The sequence below is a fragment of the Azospirillum sp. genome, assembly GCF_035627195.1.
Classification (GTDB): Bacteria; Pseudomonadota; Alphaproteobacteria; order Azospirillales; family Azospirillaceae; genus Azospirillum.
Window position 1 is genome coordinate 16,733 of record NZ_DASPMG010000012.1, and the last position, 13,612, is coordinate 30,344.

Annotated in this window: 12 protein-coding genes; 8 read left to right on the forward strand and 4 right to left on the reverse strand. The window is 72.9% G+C overall.

Annotated features, from left to right (window positions below; translation table 11 throughout):
• Genes VED21_RS00945 through VED21_RS00955 form a run of 3 tightly spaced genes read right to left on the reverse strand, consistent with a single transcriptional unit; the run spans window position 1 to window position 2,867 of the window.
• Window positions 1-1,290 carry a TRAP transporter large permease gene (locus tag VED21_RS00945; RefSeq protein WP_324880428.1) on the reverse strand — a complete coding sequence of 430 codons (1,290 nt, stop codon included), beginning with the start codon at window positions 1,288-1,290 and terminating at the stop codon, window positions 1-3.
• Window positions 1,291-1,300: 10 nt separating this feature from the next.
• Window positions 1,301-1,855 (reverse strand): TRAP transporter small permease, encoded by a 555-nt coding sequence (locus VED21_RS00950; protein WP_324880429.1) that lies wholly within the window; start codon window positions 1,853-1,855, stop codon window positions 1,301-1,303.
• A 10-nt stretch (window positions 1,856-1,865) separates the two neighbouring features.
• On the reverse strand, window positions 1,866-2,867 hold the full coding sequence (locus VED21_RS00955) for a TRAP transporter substrate-binding protein (protein WP_324880430.1): 1,002 nt from the start codon (window positions 2,865-2,867) through the stop codon (window positions 1,866-1,868).
• A gap of 216 nt (window positions 2,868-3,083) precedes the next feature.
• Between VED21_RS00955 and VED21_RS00960 the strand changes: the two genes are divergently transcribed.
• The 8 genes from VED21_RS00960 (at window position 3,084) to VED21_RS00995 (ending at window position 13,041) form a co-directional block, all read left to right on the forward strand.
• Window positions 3,084-3,842 (forward strand): IclR family transcriptional regulator, encoded by a 759-nt coding sequence (locus tag VED21_RS00960; protein ID WP_324880431.1) that lies wholly within the window; start codon window positions 3,084-3,086, stop codon window positions 3,840-3,842.
• A 176-nt stretch (window positions 3,843-4,018) separates the two neighbouring features.
• On the forward strand, window positions 4,019-5,158 hold the full coding sequence (locus VED21_RS00965) for a helix-turn-helix domain-containing protein (RefSeq protein ID WP_324880432.1): 1,140 nt from the start codon (window positions 4,019-4,021) through the stop codon (window positions 5,156-5,158).
• 236 nt (window positions 5,159-5,394) lie between these two features.
• A complete protein-coding gene (locus tag VED21_RS00970; RefSeq protein WP_324880433.1) occupies window positions 5,395-5,688 on the forward strand; it encodes a hypothetical protein in 294 nt (97 codons plus the stop codon).
• A 46-nt stretch (window positions 5,689-5,734) separates the two neighbouring features.
• A complete protein-coding gene (locus VED21_RS00975) occupies window positions 5,735-6,049 on the forward strand; it encodes a hypothetical protein (RefSeq protein ID WP_324880434.1) in 315 nt (104 codons plus the stop codon).
• A gap of 44 nt (window positions 6,050-6,093) precedes the next feature.
• A complete protein-coding gene (locus VED21_RS00980) occupies window positions 6,094-6,438 on the forward strand; it encodes a hypothetical protein (protein ID WP_324880435.1) in 345 nt (114 codons plus the stop codon).
• Between the two features lie 127 nt (window positions 6,439-6,565).
• Window positions 6,566-7,873 carry an NHLP bacteriocin system secretion protein gene (locus VED21_RS00985; RefSeq protein WP_324880436.1) on the forward strand — a complete coding sequence of 436 codons (1,308 nt, stop codon included), beginning with the start codon at window positions 6,566-6,568 and terminating at the stop codon, window positions 7,871-7,873.
• Window positions 7,874-7,877: 4 nt separating this feature from the next.
• On the forward strand, window positions 7,878-10,064 hold the full coding sequence (locus VED21_RS00990) for an NHLP family bacteriocin export ABC transporter peptidase/permease/ATPase subunit (RefSeq protein ID WP_324880437.1): 2,187 nt from the start codon (window positions 7,878-7,880) through the stop codon (window positions 10,062-10,064).
• On the forward strand, window positions 10,057-13,041 hold the full coding sequence (locus VED21_RS00995; protein ID WP_324880438.1) for an NHLP bacteriocin export ABC transporter permease/ATPase subunit: 2,985 nt from the start codon (window positions 10,057-10,059) through the stop codon (window positions 13,039-13,041). The genes VED21_RS00990 and VED21_RS00995 overlap by 8 nt, the downstream gene beginning before the upstream one ends.
• Before the next feature lie 46 nt (window positions 13,042-13,087).
• Here the strand turns inward: VED21_RS00995 and VED21_RS01000 are convergent, their stop codons facing one another.
• Window positions 13,088-13,303, reverse strand: coding sequence for a hypothetical protein (locus VED21_RS01000; RefSeq protein WP_324880439.1), 216 nt, complete (start codon window positions 13,301-13,303; stop codon window positions 13,088-13,090).
• Between the last annotated feature and the right edge of the window lie 309 nt (window positions 13,304-13,612).

Consider the following 13,612-nt stretch of genomic DNA (forward strand, 5'->3'; position numbering starts at 1 on the left):
TCAGACACCATAGCTCATGGTTGCCGGCAGCCAGGTCGACAGGCCCTGGGCGTAGAGCACCAGGTACATCATGACGACCATGATCAGGACGTAGGGCACGACCGACCGCGACAGCCGGTCGAAGGGGATGCGGCCGATGCCGGCCACGGTGAACAGGTTGATGCCGACCGGCGGGGTGATCTGCGCCACCTCCACCGCCAGGACCACGAAGATGCCGAAGGCCAGCGGATGGATGCCCAGGCTCTGCGCCACCGGGAACAGGATCGGCACCGTCACCAGCATCATCGACAGCGCCTCCAGGAACATGCCGAGGATCAGGTAGAACACCACCATCATCGTAATGATGGCGAAGTGCCCCAGCCCCGACCCGGCGATGGCCTGGGTCAGCGCCTGCGGCACGCCGGTCAGCGTGAAGAACTGCGTCAGCAGGGAGCCGAAGGCGACCAGCATGAAGATCATCACCGATCCGCTGACCGCGCTCTTGCCCGCCTTCAGCACCTCCGCCCAGCCCAGGCGGCCGTGCGCCAGCCCGACCAGGGCGATGTACAGCACGGCCACCGCCGCCACCTCCGTCGGCGTGGCGATGCCGGTGTAGATGCCGGCGAAGATGATGACCGGCAGCGCCAGGATGGGCCCGGCCTCGCGCACCGCGCGCAGGCGGTCGGCCCAGGTCACCGGGTCGCCCGCGGATTCCCGCGGCGTGGCGACCGAGGTGTAGACGGCCATCAGGAAGGCCAGCAGCAGCCCCGGCAGCACGCCCGCCACGAACAGCGCCCCCACCGACTGGTCGGTCAGCAGGCCGTACAGCAGCAGCCCGATGGACGGCGGGATGAGGATGCCCAGCGTGCCGCCCGCGGCGATCAGCGCGCCGGAGCGGTGGGTGGGGTAGCCGTGGCTGGTCAGCGCCGGCAGCGCCACCAGCCCGATGGTCGCCGCCGTCGCCACGCTGGATCCGCTGATGGCGGCGAAGATGGAGCAGGCGATGACCGTGGCGACGCCCAGGCCCCCGCGCAGCCCGCTGACCCAGGTGGCGGCGAAGGTGAACAGGCGGTTGGACAGGCCGGTCGCCTCCAGCAGCGTGCCGGCCAGGATGTACAGCGGCACCGCCAGCAGGACGAAGCTGTTCAGCGCGTTGTAGGCGCCCGTCGCCAGATTCTCGAACAGACGGTCGGTGCCCGACAGCATCAGGTTGCCCAGAAGCGCCCCGATGCCCATGGCCATGAACACCGGCATGCCGATGGTGATGAGGCCGAGGAAGACGGCCAGCACGAGAAGAACCGAAAGATCCATGCGCGTGTCCTCAGGCCGGCGGCAGGTCGGGGGGCGGCTTGGGCGCCTCCAGCCCGATGGCGGCGCGCAGCAGGTTGGCGAGCAGGGCGAGCGCCAGAAACACGCCGCCCGCCACCACCAGCCCCTGGAGCAGCGCCAGCGGCACGTGCAGCATCGTGTTCGTCTGGAAGCCCAGCTGGTGGTAGAACAGGGCCAGCCGGGCCGCCCCCACGGTGAAACCGATGGTGAAGGCCAGGGCCAGCGCGTCGCACAGCATGTCCAGGACGCGGCGCGCCCGCGGCCCCAGCCGTTCGACCAGGACGGTGACGCGGAAGTGGGCGCCCTCCACCGTGGCGTGGCCGACGCCCAGGAAGGCCAGGGCCAGCATCAGGTAGACGCTGACCTCCGACCCCCACAGCGTCGGCGTGCCGACGCTGCGCAGGGCCACGTCCAGCAGCACCACCGCCGTCAGCGCCCACAGCGCCACGAAGGCGGCCTTGCCGGCCACGGCGTTGACGACGTCCAGGACCCGGACGACGCGTCCCGGCAGGCCGGCGTGCGTCGCCTTCGCGGCGTACGGGACCATGCCCCACCCGTCAGCTGCGCGGGGCGATGAGGGCGGCGACCTCCGGGCTCAGCTCCTTGCGGGCCTTGTCCAGCAGCGGCTTGGTGGCGTCGCGCCAGGCCGCGTATTCCGGCATTTCCGGCCGCAGGAAGGTGACGGTCAGGCCGCGCTGCTCGTAGGTCTTGGTCAGGCTGTCGATCTCCGCCAGGATGGCCTGCCGGTTCTCCATCTCGGCGCGGCGCACCGCCTTCTGGAAGACCTCGCGGTCGTTGGCCGGCATGCCGGCCAGCCACTGCGGGTTGGCGGCCCAGCCCATCATGGTGGTGCCCAGGAAGGACGCGGCCACCAGCACGTGCTTGCCCACCTCGTGCATCTTCTGGCTGTCGACGCCCTGGAAGCCGATGATGGCGGCGTCGATGGTGCCGTGCTGCATGGCCGTGTAGACCTCGGCGAAGGCGATGGTCACCGGCGCGCCGCCGAAGGACTTCACCGCCTCCGCCTGGCCTTCCGAAAAGACGCGGACCTTCTTGCCCTTGAAGTCCTGCGGGGTGCGGATCGGCGCGCGCGACACCACGGCCGGCGGACCCAGGTCGGCCAGTGCCAGCAGCGTGGTGTTCTTGTCGGCGAAGCGCTTCTTCAGGGCGGAGAACAGGCCGTTCGGCTGCTCGATGACGGCGTCCAGTTCCTTCATGGTCAGGCCCGTGGGCGCGTCCATCACCTTGGTGTCGGACACGATGCCCGACCAGCCGTTGACGGTGATCCAGGCGAACTTGACCTGCCCGGTCGGGATCGCCATCGGCATGTCCTTGTCCTGCCCCAACTGGCCGCCGGGGAAGTGCTGGAACTTGATGGTGTGGGGTTCCAGGTCCTTCAGCGCCCGCTCCATGGACGGCACGAACTCGCGCACGCACACGTGGTTGGCACCGCCCCAGGTGGCCAGCGGCACCTGCGTCTGCGCCGCCGCCGGCAGCGCCGCCAGGGCCAGCAGGCCCGCCGCCAGCCCCGCCCCCAGACCCGATGCGGCGGCCTTCATCAGGCCGGATCCCATCCCTTGCCGGTTCATCCTTCCTCCCTTTCCGGCCACCGCCTTCGCCGGGGGCGGCCAATCGTTCGTTTGCTAAGCACACAATAAGCCCACCCCGACGCCATCGTCAATGTGATGGCTGACATCACGTATGTGATATGATCTTCGGCCAGGAAGCCGGGCGGCGCGCCCGTGCTACAGTGCCGGGGCGGCAGCGAGGGGGACATGACCAGCAACGTCGTGAAATCGGCTGGCCGGATCCTGCAGATCCTGGAGTTCTTCGACACGGTGAAGCGCCCGGCGTCGCTGATGGAGATCGCCCGCGCGCTGGACTTCCCCCAGTCCAGCACCTCGGCCCTGGTGCAGAGCCTGGTCAGCCTGGGGTACCTGGGCGTCGACGCCGAGACGCGGCTGTACCTGCCGACCCCGCGCGTCACGCTGCTGGGCTCGTGGATCGACGAGGCGATCAGCGGCGGCCGGATCCCGCGTCTGATGGCCGAGCTGGGGGAGGCGACGGGGGAGACGATCATCCTGGCCATCGCGAACGGCCTGTGGGTGCGCTACATCCACGTGGTGCCGGCGACCAAGCCGATGCGCCTGCACATCCATCCCGGCATGACGCGGCCCATCGCCGGCTCCGGCCTTGGCAACCTCCTGCTGTCCACCTACCCCGACCAGGAAATCCCGGCGCTGGTCGCCGCGGTGAACGAGCAGCACCGGGGGGAGTTCGTGCCGGTCGAACTGCCGGCGCTGATGGAGGAACTGCGGGAGATCCGGCGTACCGGCGTATCGCTGTCGGTGGACCGCATCTCGCAGGGAGCCGGCGTGGTCTCGGTGTTCCTGCCGCGCCCGGCCGGCCGGCCGCCGCTGGCGCTGGGCATCGGCGGCCTGAGTTCGGTGATCAGCGCCGAGCGGGACTCGCTGGTGGCGCTGATGCGCGACGCCATCCTCCGGCACCTGCCGGACAGCCGCCAGCCCGGATAATTCACCGGATTGCCGACGAGCTTCCAGCGCCGGCAACAACCGCATGAGTCGTTGGGCGGGGGCTGGGGAGGTCGATTCGCATCCAAACATCAACGCCGGTTAATGATCGCATTCGTCGCTTGATCGCCGGCCATGGCTGAAAAAAAGTGGGGCCATTCCATGGCGCGAGGTCCCACATGATCGAGACGACAGACACCACGCGGGCGAGGCCGAACGCTCCGTTCGGCATGCGCGCGCCGTCCGTCCATGCTGGTGCCGGGCCGCTGCCGCAGTTCACCTACGCCGCCGGGACCCCCGACGGCGACCTGCCCGGCGCGGACGCCTTCTGGACGTGGCGCCGGATCATGGCGCCGCTCTACGACATCGCCGTCCATGCGCCCGCCTATCTGGCCGACTTCCAGGGCGCCGCCAGCTGGTTCCATTTCGACCGCATGCTGCTGGTGACGACGGACGCCGCGCCGCACCGGCTGCGGCGCTCGCCGATGACGATCGCCCGCACCGCCGTCGACCATTGCCTGATCCAGCGGCACTCCGGCGCCGGCTGGCGCGGGCGGCTCGGCACACGGGACTGGAGCGCCGGTGACGGCGACGTCAGCGTGCTCGACCTGACGCAGCCATTCGACCTGGAAGCGGAGGGCGCCACGGCGGGCGTCGTCGTGCCGCGCCGGCTGCTGGCGCCCCTGCTCGGCACTGTGGACGCCTTGCACGGCGTCGTGGCGCCGGGCCGTTCGCCGCAAGGCCGCATGCTGGGCGACCACCTGCTGTCGCTGAGCGAACAGGCGCGCCAATGGCCGCGCCGCAACGCCGTCGTGGCGACGACCGCCACGGTGGCCGTGATCGCCGCGTGCCTGCAGCCGGCGCCGGATCACGCCGTCGCGAACCTGACCGAGCGCGCCCCGTCGCTCATCGCCATCAAGCGCCACATCGAGGAACGGCTGACCGAACCGGATCTGGCGCCGGAGACGATCGCGCGCGACTGCGGCGTGTCCCGCACCAACCTGTACCGCCTGTTCGAACCGATGGGCGGGGTGGCGCAGTACATCCGGGAACGCCGCCTGCTCCACTGCTACGCCGAGATCGTTTCGCCCGCGCACGCCCACCGCCGCATCGGCGACATCGCCTACGACTGGGGCTTCCCGGACGAGACGGTGTTCAGCCGCGCCTTCCGCCGCTGCTTCGGCCTGTCCCCGCGCGAAGCGCGCGCCGCGCGCCGCGATGGCGGGCCGGCCCCCCTCCGGGGCAGCCGCCGGGGGACGGCCGACGCCCTGGAACTCGACACGCCGGATCTCTGGCTGCGCGCCCTCGGCGGACGCTGACGCGCGGACGCGGCGGCATGGGCATCGCCGCTTTGACACGCAAAGCCAGAATTTCGGGACGGGCGGCCAAGTGCGGACCGGCGGTCCGGGGTAACGTCCGGGCATCCACGGACCCGATCCAGCCCGACCCGACGAGGCGACCATGACCACCCCCCTTCCCATCGGCGCCCTGCGCAGATGATCGCCGACGCGCCCCTGGCCGAACCACCCGCCGCACACCCCATCCCGGAGGTTCCATGACCGACAAACTGACCGACACGCCGCCCTTCGACACGCCGTCCCGCCTGCCGGCCGGAACGACGGATCTGAACGCCCGTCATTCCTCCGGGGTCGGCACGCAACCGCAGGGAAGGCTGTCCGACGAGGACCTGGACCAGGCGAGCGGCGGTGGCAACTGGTGGGATCCCGTCGTGTCGAACCTGACCGCCACGATGGCGCCCCCGCCCCCGCCGTCCGTCGATCCGGCCACGGTGGCCCACAACGCCGTCATGGATTTCCTGAAGGGGGTGGCCTCGCAGGGGAAGCCGTGACGGCGCCCACCATTTCGAAGCACCTTGGACAGACCCCGGAGCACCCATGACCGCCGAACAGCCCGGCGACCTCGTCCGGCAGTTCCACCGCCTCTTCTCCGAGCAGCCCGGCCTGCTGGCCGGCCTGCACGGGCTGAGCGTTCCCGCCGCGGCGGAGGCGCTGACCCGCATCGGCGCGGTGAACGGCATCCCCACTTCCGCCGCCGAGATCCGCCGCTACGCGGCCCAGGCCGTCCGCCGGCTGGAGTGCCGGCACGCGCTGGGCGACGACGAGCTGGACGCGCTGACCGGCGGCGGCGCCGTCACGGATGCCGGCGGCCTGCTCGCCCTGTTCACGCCGCCGGTACTCCCGGACCGCTGAAATCCGGGCCGCTGATATCCCCAACCGAGCCACGAGCGATCCCCATGACCACCGAACCCTCCGCCGACCTTCCCATCGACGCCCTGGCCCACCTGACCGCCGAAAGGCCGGACCTGCTGGCCGCCGTGAACGCCGCAGCCACCCCCGACGCCGCGGCGGACATCCTGGCCGACGCCGCGCAGGCGCGGGGGATCGCCGTCGACCGCCCCCGGCTGGCCGCCCTCATGGCCGCCAACGCCGCGCGCCGCGGCGGGGCGCTGACCGACAGCGAACTCGATCAGGCCAGCGGCGGCGGCTCCCCCATTCCACGCGGGATGGAGATCGGCACCGCGGTCATCCCGGTGGTCCGGGACCGCTCCAACGGCGACGGCTTCACCCCCTACTGGTGAGCGCCCGCCGTACCGGCGTGGGACGCACGGCCAGGAAAAAGGGACGCAGCGCCAAGTCCGGGCGCGCGCGATCCGCTACTCTCCGGCGCGGAACCATTCCTGGTCGCCCATTTCCGGTTGGCTCGTCGTGACGCCCGATCACCTCTCCCCGCCAGCACCCCCGGTCCCGCCGGTCGTCTTCCGGCCGCCGGGGCCGGAGCAGCTCGACCGCATGCTGCGGGTCACCTCCTCCACGGCCTGGACGGCGCTGGTGGTCCTGGGCGTCACCGCCGTGCTGGCGCTGGGGTGGAGCGTCGTCTCGACGGCGCCGATCAAGGCGTCGGCGCAGGGCATCCTGCTCACCCCCGGCGGCGTAGCGGACGTCGCCGGTCCGGCCGGGGGCCGGCTGGCCGAGGTGCTGGCCCGGCCCGGCGACCGGGTGGCGCGGGGCCAGACCGTCGCCCGCATCGACCAGCCGGACACCGCGACCCGCCTGGCCGGCAAACGGCGCGAGCTGGACGGTCTGCGCGACCAGCGCGTGCGGGTGGCGGCCTTCCACGCCGACGAGGCAGCGGCGCGCGCCCACCTGTCGGAGGAACGGCGGCGGGCGCTGACCGCGCGCGTCGCCGCCCTGCGAAGCCGCGAGCGCACGCTGGCGGAGATGCTGGCCGCTCAGCGCGACCTGCTGGCCAAGGGCTTCGCCAACCGCGAACGGGTGCTGGCGACGCAGACCCAGCTCCAGGACGTGCAGGGCCAGCTGGCCGAGGCGGAGAACGCCGCCGTGCAGCTGACCACCGACGAGGAGGCGCAGCGCACGCGCGCCGCGCGCGAGGTGCTGGACATCGACATGCGCATCGCCGCGGCGGCGCGCGACGCCGACGCGCTGGCCGACGACCTCGCCCGCAACACGGCGGTGGCGGCGCCGTGGGACGGCGTGGTGGTGGAGCTGACCGCCAACGTCGGCGAGATCGTCGCCTCCGGCGCGCCGGTGATGCGCATGCTGCCCGACGCGGGCGCCGATGCGGGCGACGGCGGCCCGGCGGTGCCGCTCGTCGGGCTCCTCTACGTCTCGCCGGGGGACGGCAAGCGGATCCGGCCGGGCATGCCGGTGCAGGTCGTCCCCTCCACCGTGCGGGTCCAGCGCGACGGCTTCATCCACGGCACGGTGGGCGCGGTATCGGCCATCCACGCGACGCGCGAGAGCATGATGCGCACCCTGAAGAACAGCGCGCTGGTGGAACAGCTGATGCGCGCCGGCCCGCCCATGGAGGTGGTGGTGCGCCTGACGCCCGATCCGGGATCGCCCAGCGGCTTCCGCTGGTCGTCCGGCCCCGGCCCCAACCGCGTGATCGAGGGGGGCACGATGGCCGAGGGCCGCGTGGTGGTCGACCGCGTCCCGGTCATCGCGCTGGCCGTTCCGCAGGCGGAGCGCCTGCTCGCCGCCTTCGGCCTGTGATTTTATGCCGGCCGATCCCACGCCCCCCGCCCGCCGCCGCGTGCGCGCGCCGACCGTCCTGCAGATGGAGGCGGCGGAATGCGGCGCGGCCTCGCTCGCCATGGTGCTGGCGGCGCACGGCCTGTGGGTGCCGCTGGAGGAGCTGCGGACCGCCTGCCGCGTGTCGCGCGACGGCAGCAAGGCCGGCAACGTCGTGCGCGCCGCGCGCACCTATGGGCTGGATGCTGCCGGCTACCGCTACGACGTGGCGCAGCTGCGCGGCCTGCCGATGCCGGCCATCGTCTTCGTCAACCTGAACCACTTCCTGGTGCTGGAGGGCTTCGCGCGCGACCGCGTCTTCCTCAACGACCCCGCCGCCGGCCGCCGCACCCTGCAGATCGCGGAGTTCGAGGGCATCTATTCCGGCGTGGTGATGACGTTCGAGCCGACGCAGGCCTTTCGCCCCGGCGGCCGGCGGCCCCGCGTCCTCGGCCGGCTGGCGCGCTGGCTGGAGGGTGCCCGGGCCGGCTTCTTCTTCACCGTCCTGGCCGGCGTCGGGCTGGTGCTGCCCGGCCTGGTGATGCCGGGGTTCACCCGCGTCTTCATCGACGACTACCTGATCGGCCGGCAGGCGGACTGGGTGGCGTGGCTGCTCGGCGCCATGGCGGCGGCGGCGCTGGCGCAGGGTGGCCTGCTGTGGCTGAAGCTGGCGATCGAGCGGCGCCTGGAGACGCGCGTGGCGCTGCTGGCGAGCGGCCGGTTCGTGTGGCGGCTGCTGCGGCTTCCCTACGGCTTCTTCGTGCGGCGCCACGCCGGCTCGGTCGGCGGGCGGACGGATCTGGCGCCGCAGATCGGCGCCCACGCGGGGCGGGCGCTGGGAAGCATGCTGGTCGACGGCGTCGCCATCCTGGTCTTCGCGGCGGCCATGGCGGCCTACGGCGGCTGGCTGGCGGCGGTGGTCGTCGCGGCCGCGGGGGGCAACCTGCTGCTGTTCCTGCTGTCCCGCCGCCGGCTGGAGGAGATGAACCAGAAGGCCACGCTCGACCACGTCAAGCTGGCGGGAAAGACCATGCAGGGCCTGCAGATGATCGAATCGCTGAAGGCGAACGGCACCGACGGCCCCTTCTTCGAGGGCTGGAGCGGGCAGCTGGCCCTGCTGGAGACGCAGCAGCAGGCCATCGCCCGCGTCGCCGCCCGCGTCGCCGTCCTGCCGGACGCCGTGACCCAGGCGGCGACGGTGGCGGTGCTGGCGGTGGGCGGGATCCTGGTGATGCGGGGCCAGCTGACCGTCGGCACGCTGATCGCCTTCCAGGGCCTGCAGGCGAACTTCATGCTGCCGGTGCAGCGGCTCATGCAAACCGCGCTGACGCTGCAAGGCGCCCGCGGCCCGATGGAACAGCTCGACGACGTGCTCGATCATGCCGAGGCGGTGGAGTTCGCGCGGCCGACGACCGCCGCGGCGGCGCCGGCCGGCCCGCTCGGCGCGCCGCAGCGGCTGAGCGGCCGGCTCGCCGTGCGCGCGCTCACCTTCGGCTACACCCCGAACGAGGCGCCGCTGCTGGAGGGCTTCGACCTGGACCTGCCGCCCGGCGCGCGGGTGGCGCTGGTCGGCGGTTCGGGCAGCGGCAAGTCGACGGTGGGCAAGCTGCTCGCCGGCCTCCTGGAGCCATGGTCGGGCGACATCCGCCTCGACGGCCGGCCGCTGGCGGAGATCCCGCGCCCGCTGCTGCGCCGGTCGCTGGCGGTGGTCGACCAGGAGATCGTGCTGTTCGAGGGGACGGTGCGCGACAACATCACCCTGTGGGACCCCGACATGCCCGACAACCTCGTCGTGCAGGCGGCCCGCGACGCCGAGATCCACGACGGCGTCATGGCCCGCCCCGGCGGCTACGCCGGCCCGGTGACGGAGGGCGGCGGCAACTTCTCCGGCGGCCAGCGCCAGCGGCTGGAGATCGCCCGCGCGCTGGTCGGCGGCCCGACCCTGCTGGTGCTGGACGAGGCGACGAGCGCGCTCGACCCCGTCGTCGAGAAGGCGGTGATGGGCAACCTGCGCCGCCGCGGCTGCGCCTGCGTGATCATCGCGCACCGGCTCAGCACCATCCGCGACTGCGACGAGATCATCGTCATGGACCGCGGGCGGGTCGTGCAGCGCGGCACGCACGAGGCGCTGATCGCCGTCGACGGCCCCTACCGGACGCTGGTCGATGCCTGACGCCCCCCTGAGCGAGGCGATCCCCACGCTGGAGGCGCTGGCGCGCCGGCACGGCGCCGTGCGGGTGCTGGCCGGCAACGCGCCGCTGCTGCTCGACGACCCCGGCCGCGTGCATGTGATCCTGCACGGCGAGGTGGACCTGTTCCTGGTGGAGACGCGGGACGGCGCGCCCGCTGGCCCGCGCCGATACCTCTTCACGCTGCGCGGCGGCGACCTGCTGTTCGGCTTCGACGCCGGCACCGCCCTGTTCCCGGTCGGCGTGCTGGCGGTGGGCAGCGTCGGCACCCGCGCCGCCGGCCTGGACCTGTCCGTGCTGCGGACGGCCGCCGCCGGCCTGGAGGACGCGGACCCCCTGGCGCCGCGCCTGGACCGCTGGGTGGCCGGGCTGTCGCGGGCTCTGGCGGCGCCCATCGTTCCGCGCCCGCACCTGGACGCGGCACTCGCGGCCGGCGAAACACGGACGCTGCGGGGCGACGTGCGGCTGGGCAGCCAGCACGAGGTGGTCTGGCCCGACCTGGGTGCCGGCGGCCCGGTGCCGCTGTTCCTCGACACCGAGGAGGTCTGGGAAGCGGCCGACGGCGTGATGCCGCCCCTGACCAAGGCGACCTGGGTGGCCCTGCCGGGCGACCCTGCGCCGGACAAGCGCATGGTGACCGCCCGCACCACGGCCGAGGCGCTGGCGGCGGGTGCCTGCTGGCCGGCGCTGGCGGCGCTGCACCGGCTGGCGCTGGACGTCGCGCCGACCAACCTGCGGCTGGCCGCCGTGGACGAGGCGAACCGCCTGCGCCGCCGCGACGAGGTGGACGCGCAGGCCGGCCGCGCCGCCTTCGGCCATCTGGCCGCCGGCTTGGCGGGCGAGCCGGCGTCCGGCGCGCTGCCCGTCATCGACAGCACGGACCCGCTGGTGCTGGCCGTCGCCGCCGTGGTCCGGCCGCTGGGCCTGACGCTGCGGCCGCCCCCGCGCGAGCGCGACGGCGAGCGCCCCGCCACCCTTCCGGCCATCGAGGCGGCCAACCGCCTGCGCGCGCGCCGGGTGGTGCTGGAGCCGGGATGGTGGCGCGACGACGTGGGCCCGTTCCTGCTGCGCCGCGCCCCGGATGGCCATACTCCCAATGGCCGGCCGCTGGCGGTGCTGCCGCGCGGCCTGCGCGGGGGATACGACCTGTACGACCCGGCCGAGGGGCGGGTGCGCCCGCTGTCCGCGGCCGAGGTCGCCGGCCTGCGGGGCGAGGCGTTCGTCTTCACGGTCCCGTTTCCCGCCACGCCGCTGCGCGCCCGCGACATCGCGCGCCAAGCGCTGCGGTGGAACCTGGGCGACGTGCTGATGGTGCTGGTGCTGGGGCTGGCCGGCGCGGTCCTCAACATGGGCGTGCCGATCGCCACCGGCTTCCTGGTCGATTCCGCCATTCCCGACCACGACCTGCCCAAGCTGCTGGAGATGTCCGCGGTGCTGGCGATCGCGGCGCTGGCCATGCTGGTGACGCGGCTGGCCGGCCAGATCGCGTCCGCCCGGATCGAGGGGCGTTCCGGCAGCCGCATCCAGGCGGCCACCATGGACCGGCTGCTGCGCCTGCCCATCGGCTTCTTCAAAAACCACGTGGCCGGCGACCTCGCCCGGCGCGCGCTGTCGATCCGCGCCATCGAGCAGGCGCTCAGCGCCTCGCTCGTCGCCTCACTGCTGAACGGGGTGTTCGCGCTGGGCTCGCTGGTGCTGATGGCGTGGTACTCGTGGACGCTGGCGCTGGCCGGGTTCGGCCTGATCCTGCTGATGGCGGCGGCGGTGGCGTGGCTGGGGCTGGAGCGGGCGCGCCGCGAGAGCGCCGCCCTGAAGACCACCGGCGAGGCGGCCGGCCTGCTGTTCCAGCTGTGCAACGGCATCGCCAAGCTGCGCCTGGCGATGGCGGAGGACCGCGCCTTCCTCCTGTGGTCGCGCCGGCACGGTGCCGCCGGCCGGCAGGTGTTCGAGGCCGGCAAGGTCACCGACCTGACCCAGGTCGTGGCCACGGTGTTCGGCCCGGTGGCGACCGGCGCGCTGTTCGCCGTCATCCACCAGACCGGTCTGGCCGAGGGCGGCATGGCGCTGGGCACCCTGCTGGCCTTCCTGACCGCCTTCGCGCAGGCGGTGGCGGGCGTGACCGGGCTGGCCGCCGCCGCGGTGCAGATGGCCGCGCTGAAGCCGCTCTACCGTTACGCCGCGCCGATCCTGGAAAGCGAGCCGGAGGTGGATGGGCAGACGCTCGACCCCGGGCCGCTGTCCGGCGCCATCGAGATCGACCACGTCTCCTTCCGCTATGGGGAACAGGGGCCGCTGGTGCTGTCCGGCCTGTCGCTGTCCGTCGAGCCGGGGGAATGCGTGGCCCTGGTCGGGCCGTCGGGCTGCGGCAAGTCGACGATCCTGCGCCTGCTGCTGGGGTTCGAGCGGCCGGAGGCCGGCGCCGTCCTGTTCGACGGCTTCGACCTCGCCGGCCTGGACGTGCAGGCGGTGCGCCGGCAGTTCGGCGTCGTCCTGCAGAACGACCGGCTGATGCCCGGCAGCCTCCTGGACAACATCCTCGGCCCCCACCTGCACCTGGGCGAGCCGGACGCCTGGGCGGCGGCACGGCAGGTGGGCTTGGCGGAGGATCTGCGCGCCATGCCCATGGGCCTGCACACGGTGGTCGCCGACAGCGGCGGCACGCTGTCGGGCGGGCAGGTGCAGCGCGTGCTGATCGCCCGCGCCATCGTCGCCCCCCCGCGCTTCCTGCTGTTCGACGAGGCGACGAGCGCGCTCGACAACCTCACCCAGGCGATGGTGACCGAAAGCCTGGACCGGCTGACGGCCACCCGCCTGATCATCGCCCACCGCCTCAGCACCGTGCGCAACGCCGACCGCATCCTGGTCCTGGACGGCGGCCGCATCGTCGAATCCGGCCGCTACGACGATCTGATGGCCGCCGGGGGCGTTTTCCACGCCATGGCCGAGCGGCAGCTCGTCTGACGGCGGGGTGCCCGGCGGCGCGGGCCGGGCGCCCCCGTGGCGGACCCTACGAGGGGATCGCCCCCCTGAGCCTCTCGAGGGAGTCATAAGGCTGCTTCGGCTTCGGGCCGTCGAAATTGGCTCCCGACTTGATCCCGCCGACCATGGTGTCGAGATCGCCGTCGCTGAGCGCCGCCCCTGCCGCCGCCGGGGCGAGTTCGGTCCGCAGGTCGGCCTCCTTGGTCAGGTTGTCCAACAGGCGCTTGTTTTCGGTATGGCTCATGTCTTCCGTCCAATCCATCTCGGCATGTCGGCGGGCCTCCGCCCGCCCGACGCCACGGTAGCGCGTTCACCGCGACGGCACTTGGCGCTGCGTTCCAGACTTCTGGCATTCCGTGTCAAAGGAACCCAGCCACGGGGTGGGCGCGGAGGACGCCCCGTTCCTCAACGCACGTTGAGACGAAAAACCCTATCCTGAACATGGGTTGAACACGGCTCCCCGGCGTCCCGTGCTAGCACCTGCGGGCATCGCACCACCTCCGGTTTCACCGCCGGACGCTTGGCGGGCGCCTCTTGTCCGGGTCCCGGTCCG

Excerpts from the sequence above, each read along its gene's own strand:
- VED21_RS00955 (WP_324880430.1), bottom strand. The coding sequence starts at position 2,867 with ATGAAGGCCGCCGCATCGGGTCTGGGGGCGGGGCTGGCGGCGGGCCTG.
- VED21_RS00970 (WP_324880433.1), top strand. The coding sequence starts at position 5,395 with ATGACCGACAAACTGACCGACACGCCGCCCTTCGACACGCCGTCCCGC.
- VED21_RS00950 (WP_324880429.1), bottom strand. The coding sequence starts at position 1,855 with ATGGTCCCGTACGCCGCGAAGGCGACGCACGCCGGCCTGCCGGGACGC.
- VED21_RS00995 (WP_324880438.1), top strand. The coding sequence starts at position 10,057 with ATGCCTGACGCCCCCCTGAGCGAGGCGATCCCCACGCTGGAGGCGCTG.
- VED21_RS00990 (WP_324880437.1), top strand. The coding sequence starts at position 7,878 with ATGCCGGCCGATCCCACGCCCCCCGCCCGCCGCCGCGTGCGCGCGCCG.
- VED21_RS00965 (WP_324880432.1), top strand. The coding sequence starts at position 4,019 with ATGATCGAGACGACAGACACCACGCGGGCGAGGCCGAACGCTCCGTTC.
- VED21_RS00980 (WP_324880435.1), top strand. The coding sequence starts at position 6,094 with ATGACCACCGAACCCTCCGCCGACCTTCCCATCGACGCCCTGGCCCAC.
- VED21_RS00945 (WP_324880428.1), bottom strand. The coding sequence starts at position 1,290 with ATGGATCTTTCGGTTCTTCTCGTGCTGGCCGTCTTCCTCGGCCTCATC.
- VED21_RS00960 (WP_324880431.1), top strand. The coding sequence starts at position 3,084 with ATGACCAGCAACGTCGTGAAATCGGCTGGCCGGATCCTGCAGATCCTG.
- VED21_RS00975 (WP_324880434.1), top strand. The coding sequence starts at position 5,735 with ATGACCGCCGAACAGCCCGGCGACCTCGTCCGGCAGTTCCACCGCCTC.
- VED21_RS01000 (WP_324880439.1), bottom strand. The coding sequence starts at position 13,303 with ATGAGCCATACCGAAAACAAGCGCCTGTTGGACAACCTGACCAAGGAG.